The 16,515-nt window shown below is 74.0% G+C and carries 15 protein-coding genes; 6 read left to right on the plus strand and 9 right to left on the minus strand.

Annotated elements, in window-relative coordinates:
- Positions 1-16: 16 nt before the first annotated feature.
- The 4 genes from ACFXPX_RS34120 to ACFXPX_RS34135 all read right to left on the minus strand — a co-directional run bounded on the left by ACFXPX_RS34120 (position 17) and on the right by ACFXPX_RS34135 (position 3,516).
- Positions 17-415, minus strand: a complete 399-nt coding sequence (locus tag ACFXPX_RS34120; protein WP_380644380.1) for a hypothetical protein — start codon at positions 413-415, stop codon at positions 17-19.
- The gene (gene lanL / locus ACFXPX_RS34125; protein ID WP_380644382.1) at positions 396-2,522 is read right to left on the minus strand and encodes a class IV lanthionine synthetase LanL; all 2,127 of its coding nucleotides are present in this window, start codon (positions 2,520-2,522) and stop codon (positions 396-398) included. The genes ACFXPX_RS34120 and lanL overlap by 20 nt, the downstream gene beginning before the upstream one ends.
- 2 nt (positions 2,523-2,524) lie before the next feature.
- The gene (locus ACFXPX_RS34130) at positions 2,525-2,692 is read right to left on the minus strand and encodes an SflA family class IV lanthipeptide (protein WP_380397793.1); all 168 of its coding nucleotides are present in this window, start codon (positions 2,690-2,692) and stop codon (positions 2,525-2,527) included.
- A 188-nt stretch (positions 2,693-2,880) separates the two neighbouring features.
- Entirely contained in the window at positions 2,881-3,516 is a 636-nt protein-coding gene (locus tag ACFXPX_RS34135) for an NAD(P)-dependent oxidoreductase (protein WP_380644383.1), read from the minus strand.
- Positions 3,517-3,608: 92 nt separating this feature from the next.
- On the opposite strand from ACFXPX_RS34135, the gene ACFXPX_RS34140 reads away from it, so the two are divergent.
- A complete protein-coding gene (locus tag ACFXPX_RS34140; RefSeq protein ID WP_380644384.1) occupies positions 3,609-4,265 on the plus strand; it encodes a TetR family transcriptional regulator in 657 nt (218 codons plus the stop codon).
- Between the two features lie 110 nt (positions 4,266-4,375).
- Positions 4,376-5,512, plus strand: coding sequence for a hypothetical protein (locus tag ACFXPX_RS34145; RefSeq protein WP_380644386.1), 1,137 nt, complete (start codon positions 4,376-4,378; stop codon positions 5,510-5,512).
- Positions 5,513-5,575: 63 nt separating this feature from the next.
- On the opposite strand, the gene ACFXPX_RS34150 is transcribed toward ACFXPX_RS34145, so the two are convergent.
- The gene (locus tag ACFXPX_RS34150) at positions 5,576-6,700 is read right to left on the minus strand and encodes an FAD-dependent oxidoreductase (protein WP_380644388.1); all 1,125 of its coding nucleotides are present in this window, start codon (positions 6,698-6,700) and stop codon (positions 5,576-5,578) included.
- A 95-nt stretch (positions 6,701-6,795) separates the two neighbouring features.
- On the opposite strand from ACFXPX_RS34150, the gene ACFXPX_RS34155 reads away from it, so the two are divergent.
- Both ACFXPX_RS34155 and ACFXPX_RS34160 read left to right on the plus strand, forming a co-directional pair.
- Entirely contained in the window at positions 6,796-7,521 is a 726-nt protein-coding gene (locus tag ACFXPX_RS34155) for a TetR/AcrR family transcriptional regulator (RefSeq protein WP_380527273.1), read from the plus strand.
- An 81-nt stretch (positions 7,522-7,602) separates the two neighbouring features.
- Positions 7,603-8,889: an MFS transporter gene (locus ACFXPX_RS34160; RefSeq protein ID WP_380644390.1), complete on the plus strand. Its 1,287-nt coding sequence runs from the start codon at positions 7,603-7,605 to the stop codon at positions 8,887-8,889.
- Between the two features lie 58 nt (positions 8,890-8,947).
- On the opposite strand, the gene ACFXPX_RS34165 is transcribed toward ACFXPX_RS34160, so the two are convergent.
- Positions 8,948-9,439, minus strand: a complete 492-nt coding sequence (locus ACFXPX_RS34165; protein WP_380644391.1) for an Lrp/AsnC family transcriptional regulator — start codon at positions 9,437-9,439, stop codon at positions 8,948-8,950.
- Between the two features lie 184 nt (positions 9,440-9,623).
- Here ACFXPX_RS34165 and ACFXPX_RS34170 point away from each other — a divergent pair, with 184 nt between their 5' ends.
- Positions 9,624-11,279, plus strand: coding sequence for a histidine decarboxylase (locus ACFXPX_RS34170; RefSeq protein ID WP_380527265.1), 1,656 nt, complete (start codon positions 9,624-9,626; stop codon positions 11,277-11,279).
- Positions 11,280-11,321: 42 nt separating this feature from the next.
- Here the strand turns inward: ACFXPX_RS34170 and ACFXPX_RS34175 are convergent, their stop codons facing one another.
- From ACFXPX_RS34175 to ACFXPX_RS34185, 3 genes are all read right to left on the minus strand, one after another.
- Complete coding sequence (locus ACFXPX_RS34175) at positions 11,322-11,813, minus strand: LURP-one-related/scramblase family protein (protein ID WP_380644392.1); 492 nt, start codon at positions 11,811-11,813, stop codon at positions 11,322-11,324.
- Positions 11,814-12,089: 276 nt separating this feature from the next.
- Complete coding sequence (locus ACFXPX_RS34180; RefSeq protein ID WP_380527263.1) at positions 12,090-12,323, minus strand: hypothetical protein; 234 nt, start codon at positions 12,321-12,323, stop codon at positions 12,090-12,092.
- 69 nt (positions 12,324-12,392) lie between these two features.
- Positions 12,393-13,076 (minus strand): LuxR C-terminal-related transcriptional regulator, encoded by a 684-nt coding sequence (locus ACFXPX_RS34185; protein WP_380527261.1) that lies wholly within the window; start codon positions 13,074-13,076, stop codon positions 12,393-12,395.
- Positions 13,077-13,295: 219 nt separating this feature from the next.
- On the opposite strand from ACFXPX_RS34185, the gene ACFXPX_RS34190 reads away from it, so the two are divergent.
- Positions 13,296-16,505: a bifunctional cytochrome P450/NADPH--P450 reductase gene (locus tag ACFXPX_RS34190; protein ID WP_380644394.1), complete on the plus strand. Its 3,210-nt coding sequence runs from the start codon at positions 13,296-13,298 to the stop codon at positions 16,503-16,505.
- Positions 16,506-16,515 lie beyond the last annotated feature (10 nt).

The following is a 16,515-nucleotide window of genomic DNA, read 5'->3' on the forward strand; positions in this document are numbered from 1 at the left end:
GAGGCGAAGTGTGGCGTCAGTCGAGGAGGCCGAGGCGCGGCCCGCCCCGCTCGTGCAGCCGGCGGAGGAAGCCGAGCACCCCGGCGGAGCCGCCGGCCCAGGTGGCGCTCGGCCGGGCGAGGCCGGTGTCCGGGAACACCGGACGGGACGGCGGGCCGCCGCTGCGGCTCAGGAGGATCGCCGCGACGGCGTCGGCGGCGTCCCAGAACTCCTCGGCTCCGGTACCGCCGCCCGGGCCGGTGCCCGGGCCGGACGCGACGGCGACGTCCACCAGCAGCTCACCGACCCCGGCCAGCCCGCAGCACTGGGCGACCAGCGGCATCCGGGGCGCGAGCGCGGCGCAGGTGCGGGCGGTCTGCCGGGCGAGGTCCAGGTACCCGGGTTCGGCCAGCCGGTCAGCGGCCCGGACCAGCACCGATCCGACCCCGGCCAGGCCCCGGCACCAGGAGCCGTAGCGGCGGGTCGCCCCCGGCGCGGTGGCCCGGGCGATCAGCGCCGGGATGTCGGCGGCGAGTCGGGCGCAGGCCTGCGTCGGCCCGGTCGCCGCCGGTGCTCCCGTACTCCAGCAGGAAGTAGGCGACGCCCGCGGTGCCGTGTGCCAGGCCCTCGCGCAGTGCGGCACTGCCCGGCGTGTCCGCCCCGGCGGGTGACAGACGGGCCCGGCCGGTGGCCAGCAGCCGGGCGCACTCGGCGGCGACGGCGAGGTGCCGGTCCCGCCCGGCGGGATGGGCCCGGGCGAGCAGCAGCCGGCCGATGCCGATTCCGGCGACGCCCTCGATCAGGTCGGCCTCGGGCGGTCCGCCGTCCGGGCCGTGGGCGGGCAGGTCCTCGCCTCCGCCGATGGGCGACCCGGCCCGGGCGAGGAACAGGTCGACCCCGGTGCGGCCCGAGTAGAACCCCGGGGACAGCCGCCGGGACTGCCCCGCCGTCCACTCGGCCAGCGCCGCCACGGCCTCCGGCACGCCGGGCCGGTGGAGGTGGTGGAGGAGTTCCAGGCCGAGTCCCGCGCTGCCGCCGTAGACGTCGATCGGCGTCGGGACGGCCGCTCGGGCGGCGAGCACCGGGTCGGCGATCCGGTGCGCCTCGGCGACGCAGTACGCGGTGGTGTGCTCGACGACCTCGCGGAGCCGGTCGGGGTCGAGCCGGTAGCGGCGTGGCAGCGGCGGGGGTGGTGTCCGGACGGCCTTGCCACCGCGGAGCCGGTCCGCGCCGGTGGTGCGGACAGCCGGGTCGGGGCTGGTCAACTCGGCGATCAGTGAGCGGAGTTGACGGTGCTCCTCGCCGGGCAGGGCCCAGGCCAGCCCGGCCAGGGTGCGCTCCCGGTTGACGGCGGCGTCGCCGTCGACGATCACCGGGTCCAGCCCGGTGGCGGCGAAGCCGAGGGTCGCGCCCAGGGCGTGGAAGTCGTCGGCGGGCCGCGCGGGTTGCCCGGGCGGGCGGCGTACCGGGTCGCTGTAGCCGGGGGTCGAGCCGTCCGGGCCGGTGCCGTCCAGCGCGCTGATGCCGAAGTCGACCAGGTGGCAGCGGCCTTCGGCGTCCAGTGCGACGTTGTCGGGTTTGAGGTCGCGGACGACCACGCCCCGGCGGTGGATGCCGTCCAGCAGGCGCAGCAGCCGGTGGGCCAGTTCGGCGAGCCGGGCGGCCTCGTACGGGCCGTGCTCCTGGACGTCCCGGCGCAGGTCCCGGTCGCCGCAGCTGGTCATCACCAGGTACTCGTCCGAGCGGTGCCGGAACGCGTCGAGGGCCCGGGGCACGCCGGGGAGGCCGTCGAGTGCGGTGAGCACCGCCCGTTCGTTGCGCAGCCGGTCGCGGGCGTCGGCGCCGGACTCGTCCTCGGCGACGAAGGCCCGGGCCTGCTTGACGACCACGGGCCGTCCGGTGGTCAGGTCCACCGCCCGGTAGACGTTGCCCTGGGGTTTGCGGGCGATGCCGCCGGTGATCCGGTAGCGGCCGCCGCCGAGTCCGGGGGAGTCCTGGGTGGGCACCGCCTTGTGCGGGAACGGGTCCTCGGCCCAGGGCGGGCACCGGTAGGAGCCGGCCGCCAGCCCGTCGAAGGCCCGGCCGTCGGGGCCGACCATGACGGACTCCAGGCGGCCGCCGCGCCCGGTGCGGTAGTCGCCGGTGAAGGGCCCGTACCGGTAGTAGACGGGGGCGTCGGGGTCGACCCGCCGGTCGCTCACGACCTGCGGTCCCTGCTGCCCGCGCAGCGCCGCGACCAGTTCCGCGGCCAGTGCGACGGCGGTGCCCGGCGCCGGGTAGACGGTGAGCGCCTTGCCGACCGAAGCGGCGCTCCGCGCACCGGAGTTGAGCTCCCGCAGCACCTCGGGGCCGCGCGCCCACTTGGCGTGGCAGACGTGCCGGGCCAGCACGGGCAGGGCGAGGGCGAGCAGGGTGTCGAGCCCGCCGGGGCGGGCCGAGACGTGCAGCTTCCAACCGTGCTCCACCGCCGGCATCCGCGGGTCGTTCAGGTACGACCAGGTCTCGTCGGACCGGTCGCCGCGTCCGGCGGTGGAACCGGTCACCGTCAGGAGTTGAAGTCGCAGGCGAAGCGGGTGGTGGCGGTCACCCACGGGTCGGCGAGACATGCTGTGGCCTCGCGGTCGCCGCGGTCGTCGTCCTCGAACGCGATGGTCTCGTCATCGACCAGCAGCGGACCCGCGTCGCGGATCTCCTCGATCATGGTTCCGGGCATGGGAAACCTCCAGATCTTGTCGTGCCTCCGGTGATGGTGCGGGCCGCGGCCCCTGCGGCTGACCGAGCGGGCCGGGATCCCGAAGCACGAAGGTAGGGAGGAACGTTCCGCCTGACAAGGGGTCAGGACGCACCAACTCCACTTCCCGGACACATCCGTGGAGGAACGGTAAACACCGCTCGCGATGCTCAGGAGCTGACGCCGACCGCGTGCCGGAAGCTCGTCGGGTCGGTGACCAGGTCCAGCATGGCCCGGGCGACGTCGGCGCGCGGCACGGTGGACCCGGCGGGCCCGGACTCTACGGCGTGCCGGTAGCGGCCCCGGCCCGGCCGGTCGGTCAGTCGCGGCGGCCGGACGGCCGTCCAGTCCAGGTCGCTCGCGCGCAGCACGCCTTCCATCGCCTCCAGGTCGGTGTACACGTCCCGGAGCACCGCCCAGAGCAGCGGGCCGAAGGCCTTCGCGGCGAGCAGCGGCTGCCCGGCCCCGGAGCGGTTGAGCGGGGCGGCGCTGACCACCAGGAGGCGGCGCACCCCGGTGGCCGTCATGGCGGCGGCCGCCGCGCGGGCGGAGTTGGAGGCGGGTTTGAGTGGATCGCGCCGGCCGGCCTGGCCGATGGCCGAGAGGACGGCGTCGGCGCCCGCGACCACCGGCTCCAGCGAGGCGGCGTCGAGGGCGTCGGCCTTGACCACGGTCAGCCGGTCGTGTCGGAGGGGGAGTCGGGCCGGGTCGCGGACGGCGGCCGTGACCAGGTGTCCGTCGGCGAGGGCGAGGGTGACCAGCTGGCGGCCGATGCCGCCGGTGGCGCCCAGGACGGTGAGTTTCATGGCCCCTCCCGTGGGGTGGGTGAGTGCTCACTTCTGCTGTCCTCTTCATGGTGGGTGAGTGCTCACCCACCTGTCAAGGTAGGCTGGTGCCCATGACGAACGAGGGGAACCGCGAGGACGGCCGGCCGCTCACCGGCGGGGCGCTGACCAGGGCCCGGGTGCTGGATGCCGCCGCCCGGCTGATCGGCACGGTCGGACTGGTCCGCGCCACCACGAAGCAGATCGCGCGGGAGGCCGGCTGCTCGGAGGCGGCGCTGTACAAGCACTTCCGGGACAAGGAGGACATCTTCGTCCGCGTCCTGCGCGAACGCGCCCCGCGCCTGGCCGCGGCCGTCGCCGAACTCCCCGACCGGGCCGGGCAGGGCTCGGTGCCCGAGCACCTGGAGGCGGTCGTGCTGATCGCCGTGCCGTTCTACCGGCAGTCCTTCCCGATGGCCGGCGGCCTGCTCGCCAGCCCCGAGCTGCTCGCCGCCCACCGCCGCAAGCTCGACGACGCCGGTCCGCACCACGTCAGCTCCCACCTGGCCGAGTACCTGCGCGCCGAACAGCGGCTCGGCCGGGTCGCCGCCGACGTCGACCCGCACGCCGCCGCGATGCTGCTGATCGGCGCCTGCTTCCACCGGGCCTTCCTGGAGGTCTTCTACGCCGGGGAGGCCCCGGCCGAGGCGCTGGTGCCCGCGGATCCGGAGGAGTTCGCGGCGGCGACGGTCCGGGCCCTGGTCGGCGGGATCGAAGCCCCGGAGGCCTGAGGCATTCGGCCGAGGATGTCGCGCGGGGTGACCGGCCCGATGCCTAGCGTGACCTCCTGGGGGATCCGAGACTTCCGCGGGCCCGGCCCGCGCCCCAGGAGGCAGTACCCATGAGAGTTCGTTCGAGCGCGCTGCTGAGCACCGCCGTGAGCGTCGTCCTGACCGTCGGCCTGACCGCCGCAGCGGCGACGCCGGCCGGGGCCGCCGAGCCGCGGCCGTTCCTCGACCGGCTGGACACCGTGTCCCTCGTCGCGTCCACCGTCCCGGAGAACGGCGACGTGAACCCGTACGGCGTGTTCACGGTCCGGGAGAGCGTCGGCGACCTGCACCGGGGCGACGTCCTGATCAGCAACTTCAACAACTCGGCGAACCCGCCGGCCGGCGAGCAGGGCACCGGCACCACGCTGGTCCAGGTCGCCCCGGACGGCACCAGGACCACGTTCGCCACGATCGACCCGAACAACCTGCCGGGACCGTGCCCCGGCGGGCTCGGCCTCACCACGGCGCTGACCGTGCTGCCCGGCGGCTGGGTGGTGGTCGGCAGCCTCCCCACCTCGGACGGCACATCCGCCACCGCCCAGGCCGGCTGCCTGCTGGTGCTCGACAAGCACGGCACCGTCCGGGAGACCATCGCCGGGGACGGCATCAACGGCCCGTGGGACATGACGGCCGTCAGCACCGGCGGGCGGAGCGAGCTGTTCGTCACCAACGTGCTCAACGACACGGTCGCCGGCGGCGCCGCGCAGGTCGACGAGGGCACCGTCCTGCGGATCACCCTGACCACCGAGGGCGACCGGCCACCGACCCGCACGGCCACCACCGTGATCGGCTCCGGCTTCGCTGAGCGGACCGACCCGGCCGCCCTCGTGGTCGGCCCCACCGGGGTGGGCCTGCACGACGGCACGCTCTACGTCGCGGACACCGCGCTCAGCCGGATCACCGCCATCCCCGACGCGCTCACCCGCGAGAGCAGCGCCGGCACCGGCCGGGTCGTCACCTCGGGCGGCAACCTCAACGCCCCGCTGGGCATGGCGATCACGCCGCGGGGTGACATCCTCACCGTCAACGGCGGGGACGGCAACATCGTCGAGACCGACCGGGCGGGCCGCCAGGTGGCGGTCAAGACGATCAACAACGAGGGCACTCCGCCCGGCGCGGGCGCGCTCTTCGGCCTCGACTTGAACCTCGACCACGAAGCGGTCTACTTCGTCAACGACGCGGACAACGTCCTCGACGTCCTGCACTGACGGCGGGCGCCCTCGGGCCGGAGCCCGTCCGGCCCGGGGCGGAGCGGTCCGGTGGCTTCGGCCTCAGGAGAGCTTCGCTCCGGGGGCGAAGGCGGGCAGCTTCTGGAGACTGCTGCGCACGGCCTCGGCGCCGTACTCGAACATCTGCCGCTCGTAGGCGTCGACCGCGCCGAGCAGGTCGCGGCGGCCTTCGTCGGCCTCGACCAGGCGGCGGCGCAGCAGATCGGCGTCGCGCAGCGCGGTGTTCGCGCCGTTGCCGCCGGTCGGGGAGGTGGCGTGGATCGCGTCGCCGAGCAGCGTGACCGGGCCGCAGGCCCAGCGCTCGCCGGGCTCGACCACCCGGATGGAGAGCAGCGTGCTGTTGTCGGGGTCGGCCTGCTCGATCAGCGCGCGCAGCTGGGGGTGCCAGCCTGCCATCCTGGACAGCACGGCGTCCTGCGCGGTCAGGTCCTCCAGCGACCCGTTCGGCGGCAGGATCATGGCCCAGCGCACGTAGTCGCCGATGTCGGGCAGTGTGACCTCGGGGGCCAGTCGCTCGGCGGCCTGCTGCGGCGGGGTGCGGAAGCGCATCGCGCCGAGCAGCAGGCTGACGCCGTCGCCGGTGATCTTCGAGCCGTAGGCCTTGGACAGGTCGGCGAACTCGTCGGTCAGCGGGGTGCGGCCGATGACGAACCGGACGCCGGTGTCGGTCGGGGCGGTCCGCGGTGAGAGCACCCCGCGGACCGCGGAGGTGACGCCGTCCGCGCCGACGAGCAGGTCGGCGGTGGCCGGGTCGCGGCGGGCGAACCGGGCCCGGACCTGGCCGTCGGCCAGCACGTCGTAGCCGGTCAGGGCGGCATCGGTGTGCACGGTGAGGCCGGTCAGCAACAGCTGTCGCAGCACCTGCCGGTCGACCACGATGCCGGTCCGGCTCGCGCCGAGCCTGCCGATCTCGTTCAACTGCGGGTCCAGGACCAGCTGTTCGGCGGAGGCGTCCATGACGATCTCGTCCAGCAGCGGGTGCCAGCGCGTCGGCAGGCAGTCGCGCACCGCCTGGAATCCGACCGGGTCGAGCACGAGCCGGTAGCCCTGGAACCGGGCGGCGATCTCCGGGTCGCGCTCGAACACCTCGGCCTCGATCCCGGCTCCGCGCAGACCCTGCGCGAGGGCCAGACCTCCGAGGCCGGCTCCGACGACGGAAACGCGCATCACACACCTCCAGGAGAGCGGGACGAACTTTGTTCGTCCTGACGATCTAAGTTCTACGCAACGAACATTGATCGTGTCAAGGTAGAGTGGTCGACATGCCCGCCGATCCCCGCCAGCGACGCGCAGCCCGCCACGCCCAACCCGCGGCGGAGGCCGCCGCACCGACGCCACGCAAGAAGCCGATCACCGTCGAACGGATCACCGACGCCGCCCTGGAGGTCGTCGCCGCCGAGGGGTACGACGCGCTGACCATCCGCCGGGTCGCCGCCGTGCTCGGCACCGGTCCGTCGTCGCTGTACGCGCACATCGTCAACAAGGACGACATCGACGATCTGCTGATCGGCCGGCTCTACGCCGAGGTCGTACTCCCGGAGCCGGATCCGGCCGCCTGGCGCGATCAACTGCTCGGGGTGTACACGCAGATCCGCGATCTGTACCTGGAGTACCCCGGAGTCTCGCGCGCCGCGCTGGCCACGGTGTCGACCAACCTGGAGACGCTGCGGGTCGGCGAAGGAATCCTGGCGATCCTGCTCGCGGGCGGCATCGAGCCGAGGGCGGCCGGCTGGGCCCGTGACGCGATGTCCCTCTACGTCAGCGCCTACGCGCTGGAGCAGTCGCTGGTCCGGCGACGGCGCGGGCACCCGGATCAGGAATGGGTGCTCAGCCGGGAGGAGTTGTTGGACCGCTTCACCGCACTGCCCGCCGAGCGGTTCCCGCAGACCCGACGCCATGCCGCGGAGCTGATCTCCGGCACCGGACCCGACCGCTTCGAGTTCGCCCTCGGCCAGCTCATGAACAACCTGCGGCCCGCGACCGGTTGACCTGCGGCGTGGGGGCACGCCGCCTTCACCCGCACACCCGTGATCCCGGCACGACACGATCGACAGACAACGGAGTACCGGGTGAGTCAAGCCCCCACCACGTCAACCGCCGGCGTTCCCGGGGGAGTCGGCGACGCACGCCCGTCCTGGCCGGTGCGGCGCGGGCTGCTGCCGGAGTCCGGTCCCCAGCGGAAGCTGGCCCTGGCCGGCTTCGTCAACCAGCTCGGCACCGCGGCCTTCCTGGCGACCGTGCCGCTGTACGCCCATCAGGTGATCCAGCTGTCCGTCGGGCAGGTCGGACTCGCTCTCGGCCTCGCGGGAGTGCTCGGTCTGGTCGCCGGGATCCCGGTGGGACAGCTGGCCGACCGCCGCGGCCCGCGGGACATCTTCGTGGTCACTCTGCTGATCCAGGCGCTGTCCATGCTGTCGCTGCTGTTCGCCCACTCGTTCCTGGCGTTCACGCTGGCCGTGGCCGTGACGGACCTCGCCGGCGCGTCCGGCGGTGCGGCCCGCGGCCCGTTGATCCGCCGCTTCGGCGGTGACGAGGTGCCGAGGTTCCGCTCCTACCTGCGCTCGGTGGCCATGCTCGCCGGGACCTTCGGCGCGATGGCGGCCGGAGCGGTGGTGCAGATCGACAGCGACCTCGCCTACCGCGTCCTCATCCTCGGCAACGCGCTGACGTTCATCGGCAGTGCCGCCGTCCTGGTCGGGCTGCCCAGGCTCGCCCCCTTGGCGCCCCCGCGCGAGGAGGGCCGGTGGATCGCGCTCAAGGACAAGCCGTACCTGGCGTTCGTCGTGCTCGACGGCATCCTGTGGATCCAGAGCGAGGTGCTGTCGTTCGCGCTGCCGCTGTGGGTGGTCCTGCACACCGACGCACCGCGGTGGTTCGTCGGTCCGGCGATCGCCGTCAACACCGTGATGGTGGTGTTGCTGCAGATCCGGACCGGTCGCGGGGTCAGGGGCGGCACGGTCGCCGGCCGGGCCGTCCGCCGCGCCGGGCTGGCGTTCATGGTCGGCATGGCGGTCATCGCGACGGCCTCCGGAGTACCCGGCTGGGCCGCCGTGGCCGTCATGACGGTGGGCGTCGCCGTTCACACGGTGGGCTCGCTGTGGCATGCGGCCGGGTCGCTGGAACTGCGGTTCCGGCTGGCTCCCGCACACGCCCAGGGCCAGTACTCCGGAGTGTTCGGCATGGGCATGGGCCTGTGCTACACCGTCGCACCGAGCCTGCTGGGCCTGCTCTGCGTGACCTGGGGGACGCCCGGCTGGCTCGTGATGGGCGGCGTGTTCGTCGCGGCCGGCCTCGCCATGCCCCAGGTGGTCCGGTGGGCGGGCCGCAGCCGGGAGTTGGCGGACACCGCCGCCTGAGCCGCCCCGGGGGCCGGATCACCCTGACGGTTCGTCGGAGTGGCGGGCGGGCCGGCCGTCAGGGGCCGGGGGCGAGGTAGCGGCGGCCCGGTATCTGTTCGAAGATCAGGTTGGTGCGGGTCTGGGCCACCGCGGGGTGGGTGGTGAGGTGGTCGACGACGAAGTCGCGCAGCGACTCGGGGCCCGCGACGCCGACGTGCAGCAGGTAGTCGTCCGAGCCGGCCATGTGGAAGACGGCGAGGACGCCGGGCAGGTCGGGGGCGGTGCTGCGGAAGCTCTCGTTCTGCTCCCGGGTGTGGGCGCGCAGCCGCACCGAGATCATCGCCTGGAGCGGCAGGCCGATCGCGGCCGGGTCGAGTTCGGCGCGGAAGCCGCGGATGATGCCGCGGTCCCGGAGGGTGCGGACCCGGGCCAGGCAGGTGGAGGGGGCGATGCCGACGGCGGCCGCGAGGGCGTTGTTCGGGAGGCGGGCGTCGTCGGCCAGGGCGCGGACGATCGCCCGGTCGACGTCGTCGAGGGGTGAGCGCCTGACCTGCGGATTGTTCGGCATGCCTGCCAGGATCCCAGCCCGTTCCGCAGATTCGCAAACCTGATCGACCCGGAACCGAATGTTCTTCGGAAGGGCTTCCCCCGGGCGCCCGAAAGTTCCATCCTTACCGACGGTCCTCCCCGGCACCCAGGGTGACGGTGGCGACCTCCCGCCGTCGTCCCCGCACCTCCGGAGCGCCCCGCCCATGAGCCCGACCGCCTTCCCCTCCGCCGCGACCGCCGTCGACCCCGGTCCGGAGCTGGACGGCGGCGACTTCGCCCTCCCCGAGGGAGGCCTGGACGAGGCCGGGCGGCTGCGCGCGCTCGACGCGGTGGACGAGTACCTGACCCGCAAGCGCAAGCACCTGGTCGGCTACCAGGCCACCCAGGACATGCAGGGCACCGCGCTGGACCTCGCCCGGTTCCTGCCGAACAACATCAACAACCTCGGGGACCCGTTCCAGAGCGGCGGCTACAAGCCCAACACCAAGGTCGTCGAGCGGGCCGTGCTCGACTACTACGCCAAGCTCTGGCACGCCGAGCGCCCGCACGACCCGGCCGACCCGGAGTCCTACTGGGGCTACATGCTGTCCATGGGCTCCACCGAGGGCAACATGTACGCCCTGTGGAACGCCCGGGACTACCTGAGCGGCAAGGCGCTGATCCAGCCGCCGACCGAGCCCCTGGACGCGGTGCGCTACGTCAAGGCCGACCCCGACCGGCGGAACCCGAACGCCCACCACCCGGTGGCGTTCTACTCCGAGGACACCCACTACTCCTTCGCCAAGGCCGTCGCCGTGCTGGGCGTGGAGACCTTCCACGCCGTCGGCCTGGAGAAGTACCCGGACGAGTGCCCGCTGGTCGACCCGGTGACCGGCCGCCGCGACTGGCCCACCGAGGTGCCGTCCCGCCCGGGCCCGTCCGGCCTGTCCTGGGACGGCACCGGGGAGATAGACGTCGACGCGCTCGCCGTCCTGGTCGAGTTCTTCGCCGCCAAGGGCCACCCGGTCTTCGTCAACCTCAACCTCGGCAGCACCTTCAAGGGCGCCCACGACGACGTCCGCGCGGTCTGCGAGCGGCTGCTGCCGATCTTCGAGCGGCACGGGCTGGTGCGCCGCGAGGTCGTCTACGGCAGCTGCCCGCGGACCGGCCGTCCACTGGTCGACGTGCGCCGCGGCTTCTGGATCCACGTGGACGGCGCACTCGGCGCCGGCTACGCGCCGTTCCTGCGGCTGGCCGCCCAGGACCCGGAGGCGTACGGCTGGACGCCCGAGGCGGAGCTGCCCGAGTTCGACTTCGGGCTGCGGCTGCCCACCGCCGGGCACGGCGAGGTCGACATGGTCTCCTCGATCGCGATGAGCGGCCACAAGTGGGCCGGCGCGCCGTGGCCGTGCGGCATCTACATGACCAAGGTGAAGTACCAGATCTCGCCGCCGTCCCAGCCCGACTACATCGGCGCGCCGGACACCACCTTCGCCGGCTCCCGCAACGGGTTCTCCCCGCTGATCCTCTGGGACCACCTGTCCCGGTACTCCTACCGCGACCAGGTCGGCCGGATCCGCGAGGCCCAGGAGCTCGCCGCCTACCTGGAGCGGCGCCTGACCGCGATGGAGCGGGAGCTCGGCGTCGAGCTCTGGCCGGCCCGCACCCCGGGCGCGGTCACCGTGCGGTTCCGCAAGCCGAGCCCGGAGCTGGTGGCCAAGTGGTCGCTGTCCTCCCAGGACGTGGTGATGGTCCCGGGCGACGAGACCACCCGGCGCAGCTACGTGCACGTCTTCGTGATGCCCTCGGTGGACCGGGCCAAGCTGGACGCCCTGCTCGCCGAGCTCGCCGAGGACCCGGTGGTCCTGGGCGCCTCCTGACGACCGGCAGGCCGGGGCGGGCGGCCGGTCGTCAGAGGTTGGTCAGCCGGTCGCCTTGGCGTCCTGGAGCACGTGGTCGACGCAGACCGCGAGGACGACCAGCAGCAGGGCGTCCTGCTGCTCCAGGACGTCGACGGCGTAGGCGTCGCGGATGGTGAACCAGCGCCGGGAGACGTGCGCCAGGGTGGTGCCCTCGTGCTGGATGTCGAACTCGCGGTCCCACAGGTTGCCGTTGATCCGCAGCCGGCGGCCGTCGCCGAGGCGGACCTTGAAGCGGTCGCCGAAGAGCGTGAACATCTTCTTGCTGATCTTGGCGGTCAGCTCGCCGTTCTGCTTGATCAGCAGGGTGTGGTGGATGGTGAAGGCCTTGCGGACGATGCTCGCGACGTGCTCGCCGCGGGTGTCCTCCAGGGCGAAGGTGCGGCGCAGCCGGAAGAACTTCCGGTTCACCCGGTAGAGCTTCTCCCGGTGCTCGGTCTCTATCCAGGCCTCTTCGTGGAAGGCGAACATGCGGTCGCGGACCAGGTAGCGCACTGTGGGTCCCCCCGTGGTGGTGCCGCCGGCCCCCATGGCGCGGCGCGGCCCAGAGCGTAGCGCCTGGTCAGCGCGGGGGAGGGGCGGGGGGTGGAGGCTTTACCGGTCCGCTACCGGGCTGCGACGATCCGCCGACACCGGGGTGACCCGGCGGTGACACCGGGCCGTGCGCCGGGCGTCGGCGGATGGGGGCGGCGGGCGTGTGGCGGGCGTCGGCGCCGGGCGGTGGGCGTGTGGCGGGCGTCGGCGCCGGGCGGCGGTGACGGGCGTTGGGGGTCAGGCGATGCCCTGCCCGTCGATGTCCGCCCCCCACTGGTCCTCGCCGACGGCGCCCACGCAGTAGCCCCCGCCCTGCACGGTGCCGCCGGCGTCCTGGCACTGCTCGGCGGTGACGTCGGCGGGGAGCACGGCGGCGGTGGCGGGCGCCGCGCCCGCGAGGGCGAGCACAGCGGCGAGGAGCGGGACGGCGAGGAGCGGGGCGGCCAGGCGGGCCGGGGATGAAGTGGACATGTGCCTCACGAGAGCACGCGCCGGGGGTGACGGCCAGTCAGGTACGCCCGTTCGCGGGCCCCGGCCCCGTCAGTGCGGCCGCGCCGGTTCCGGGGGCCAGGAGTCCGGGTCGAGGACGCCGAGGCCGTAGGCGCGGGCGACCAGGGCCGTGCGGTTGGGGAGCTGCCAGCGGCGGGCGAGGCGGGTGAGGTGGTAGTTGACGCCGTCCGCGGTGAGGCCGATCTCCTTGGCGATCCGGGCGGTGGTGGCGCCCCGGGCGGCGGCCGCCAGGATGCGGGCCTCGATCGGGCTGGCCTCCGGGTGCGGGGGCGGCGCCGGGAGCTCCGGGCGGGCGGCCGGTTCGGCCAGGGCACGGAGCGAGAGCAGCATGTTCGGGGTCTGCTCCGGGGTGTCGCTGACCAGGTCGACCGTCATCTCGCCCTGCCGCTCGGTGCCGCCGGCGGGCGTCCAGGACACCCCGACGGAGTACTGCGAGCGGCGGTGCAGCCGGATCGCCTCGGCGAGGGTCTGCAGCGAGGTGTCGTCCCGCAGGGTGAAGTACTCCAGGATCCGGCGGTTGCGCAACTGCCCGGGCAGCCCGCCGAACTCGGCGGCCATCGCGCGGTTGACGATCATGATCCGGCCGCCCCACTCGCAGACCGCGATGGGCACCGGGTTGTGGTCCAGCAGACGCAGCGCCCGGTTGCGCCAGACCACTGCGGCGTCCAGGCGGGTGCCCGGCGCCGGACCGCAGCCGTCGGTCGGTCGGATCATCGTTTCTCCTCCCCGCGGCCGCCGCCCACGCCAGATCTGACAGGCCGTGGGCAAGTCTCGTGCAGCCGTCGGTACTACACAATCATGTAGTGATCGAGGTCCGGCGCTCCTGACGAGGGCGGAGAGTGGAGATACCGAGAACTTTCCTGCCGTGGGAGGGACCTACCGATGACCGACACCACGACCGAGGCCGTGCCGGCGACACCGACCGCCGAGGCCATGCCCGCCTTCCGGGCCGACGCCGACGCCTACGGGCACACCGGCGCCGACGATGGCGCCCCGGGCGTCCCGTTGGTGGACGTCTCCGACCTGCCGCCGGTCAGCGTCCCCGTGCTGCGCACCATGGAACTCGCCAGAACCCACGGTCCCGCGTTCCTCCAGCGCCTGCACGGCCGGGAGATCCTGGTCGTCAGCAGCCTGGAGCTGGTGGAGGAACTGGCCGACGAGGAGCGCTTCACCAAGGCCGTCGGCCCGGCGCTGGAGAACGTCCGGGAGTTCACCGGGGACGGCCTGTTCACCGCCTACAACGACGAGCCGAACTGGGCCAGGGCGCACGACATCCTGATGCCCGCCTTCGCCCTGGGCTCGATGCGCACCTACCACCCGGTGATGCTGGAGGTGGCCCGCCGGGTGATCGGGGCCTGGGACCGCCGCGCGGCCGCCGGGCTGACCGTGGACGTGCCCGGCGACATGACCCGGATGACCCTGGACACCATCGGACTGGCCGGGTTCGGCTTCGACTTCGGCTCCTTCGAGCGGGACGAGCCCCACCCGTTCGTGGAGGCGATGGTGCGCTGCCTGGAGTGGGCGATGACCAAGCTCACCCGGGACCCGGATCTCGACCACCGCGAGCGCGACGCCGCGTTCCGGCGGGACGCCGACTACCTGGCCGGCGTGGTGGACGAGGTGATCGCCGCCCGGGCCGGGAGCGGTGCCGAGGCCGGTCCGGCGCAGGACCTGCTCGGTCTGATGCTCGGGGCCGTCCACCCCGCCGACGGCACCAAGCTGGACATGGAGAACATCCGCAACCAGGTGATCACCTTCCTGATCGCCGGGCACGAGACCACCTCGGGAGCGCTCTCCTTCGCGCTGCACTACCTGGCCAAGCACCCGTCCGAACTCCGGCTGGTCCAGGAGGAGGTGGACGCGCTCTGGGGCGACCTCGCCGACCCGGAGCCCTCGTACGAGGACGTCGGCCGGCTGCGGTACACCCGGCAGGTTCTCAACGAGGCGCTCCGACTGTGGCCCACGGCGCCCCAGTTCAGCCGGGAGGCGCGCGCGGAGACCCTGCTCGGCGGGCGGATCCCGGTCCGCCCGGGGACGCCGATCTTCGTGCTGACCCCGATGCTGCACCGCGACCCGGCCTGGGGCGACAACCCGGAGCTGTTCGACCCCTCCCGCTTCGACCCGGAGCGCGAGGCGGCCCGCTCGCCGCACGCCTTCAAGCCCTTCGGCACCGGCGAACGCGCCTGCATCGGGAGGCAGTTCGCGCTGCACGAGGCGACCATGCTGTTGGGCATGCTGGTCCACCGCTACCGGCTGATCGACCACGCCGACTACCGGCTGACCCTCAAGCAGACGCTCACCATCAAGCCCGACGACTTCACCCTCGCCCTCGCCCCGCGCACTCCCGCGCCGCTCGTCGGTGTCGCCGCCACCGCGGGAGCGGCCCGGGCGGCGCAGGCGGCCCGGCCGGTCGGCGCCGCGCCCGCGGCGGAACGCGCCGCGCGGGTCCGCCAGGGCACCGGCCTGCTGTTCCTGCACGGCTCCAACTACGGTGCCAGTCGCGAGTTCAGCCGCCAACTCGCCGACACGGCGGCCGAACTCGGCTGCGACACCGCGGTCGCGCCGCTCGACGCCTACGCCGACGGGCTGCCCACCGACCGGCCGGTGGTGATCACCGCCGCCTCCTACAACGGCCAACCCACCGACGACGCCGCCGAGTTCGTCCGCCGACTGGGCGAGGCCCCGGACGGCGCGGCCGAGGGCGTCGAGTACGCGGTGCTCGGCATCGGCGACCGGACCTACGCCGCCACCTACCAGCGCGTCCCCACCCTGATCGACGAGCGCCTCGGTGCCCTCGGCGGCACCCGGCTGCTCGCCCGTGCCGAGGCCGACGCCTCCGGTGACCTGGCCGGGACGGTCGGGGAGTTCACCGAGGCACTCGTCGAGCTGCTGCTGGCCCGCCACGGCGACGCCGGGGCGGTGGCCCCGCCCCGGGAGGAGGCCGGGTTCACCGTGACCGAGCTGGTCGGCGGCCCGCTGCACGCGCTCGCCACCCGGCACGGCATGAGCGAGCTGACCGTCACCGCCGTCGACAGCCTGACCGACCCCGGCTACCACCGGGTCAAGCGACTGGTCCGGCTCGCCCTGCCGGACGGCACCGACTACCGGACCGCCGACCACCTGACCGTGCTCCCGGCCAACGACCCCGCCCTGGTCGAACGCGCCGCCGCGCTGTTCGGCGCCGAGCTCGACACCGTGCTCGGGATCGTCGCCCACCGGCGCACCGGCCCCGCCGTCGACCGCCCGCTGACCGTACGGGAACTGCTCACCCACCACGTCGAGCTCCAGGACCGCCCCACCGCCGAACAGCGCGCGGTGCTGGCCGGGCTCAACCCCTGCCCGCCCGAGCAGGCCGCGCTGCGGGCGCTGCCCGCGGACGACCCGCGCACGCTGCTCGACCTGGTCGAGGACCACCCGGCCCTGCGGGAGGCGCTGAGCTGGCCGGTGCTGCTGGACCTGCTGCCGGCGATCCGGCCGCGGCACTACTCGATCTCCTCCTCGCCGTCGGTCGACGGGGACGAGGTCGACCTGATGGTCTCGGTGCTCGACGCGCCCGCCCGCTCGGGCCGGGGCACCTTCCGGGGCACCGGCTCCGGCCACCTCGCCCGGCTGGCCGTCGGCGACACCGTGCTGGCCCGGGTCCGGCCCTGCCGGGAGGCGTTCCGGATCGGCCACCGCACCCCCGTGGTCATGATCGCGGCCGGCACCGGCCTGGCGCCCTTCCGCGGCGCCGTCGCCGACCGCCGCGCGCTGCTCGGTACGGGGGCCGAACTGGCCCCGGCGCTGCTGTACTTCGGCTGCGACGCCCCGGACGCGGACTACCTGCACCGGGCCGAGCTGGAGGAGGCCGAGCGGGCCGGCGCCGTCTCGATGCGGCCCGCGTTCAGCGAGCGGCCGCAGGACGGGCGGCGCTTCGTCCAGGACCGCATCGCGGCCGAGGCGTCGGAGGTCTGGGAGCTGCTCGCCGCCGGGGCCGAGGTGTACGTGTGCGGCGACGGCGCCCGGATGGCGCCCGGCGTGCGGGAGGCCTTCCGGGCGCTCTACCGGGAGCGCACGCCGGGGGCGGACGAGCAGCAGGCGCAGGACTGGCTGCAGGGCCTGGTCGAGGCGGGCCGCTTCGTCGAGGACGTGTACGCGGGCTGAGGGCCCGTTC

This window comes from Kitasatospora sp. NPDC059146 (assembly GCF_042786665.1).
Classification (GTDB): domain Bacteria; phylum Actinomycetota; class Actinomycetes; order Streptomycetales; family Streptomycetaceae; genus Kitasatospora.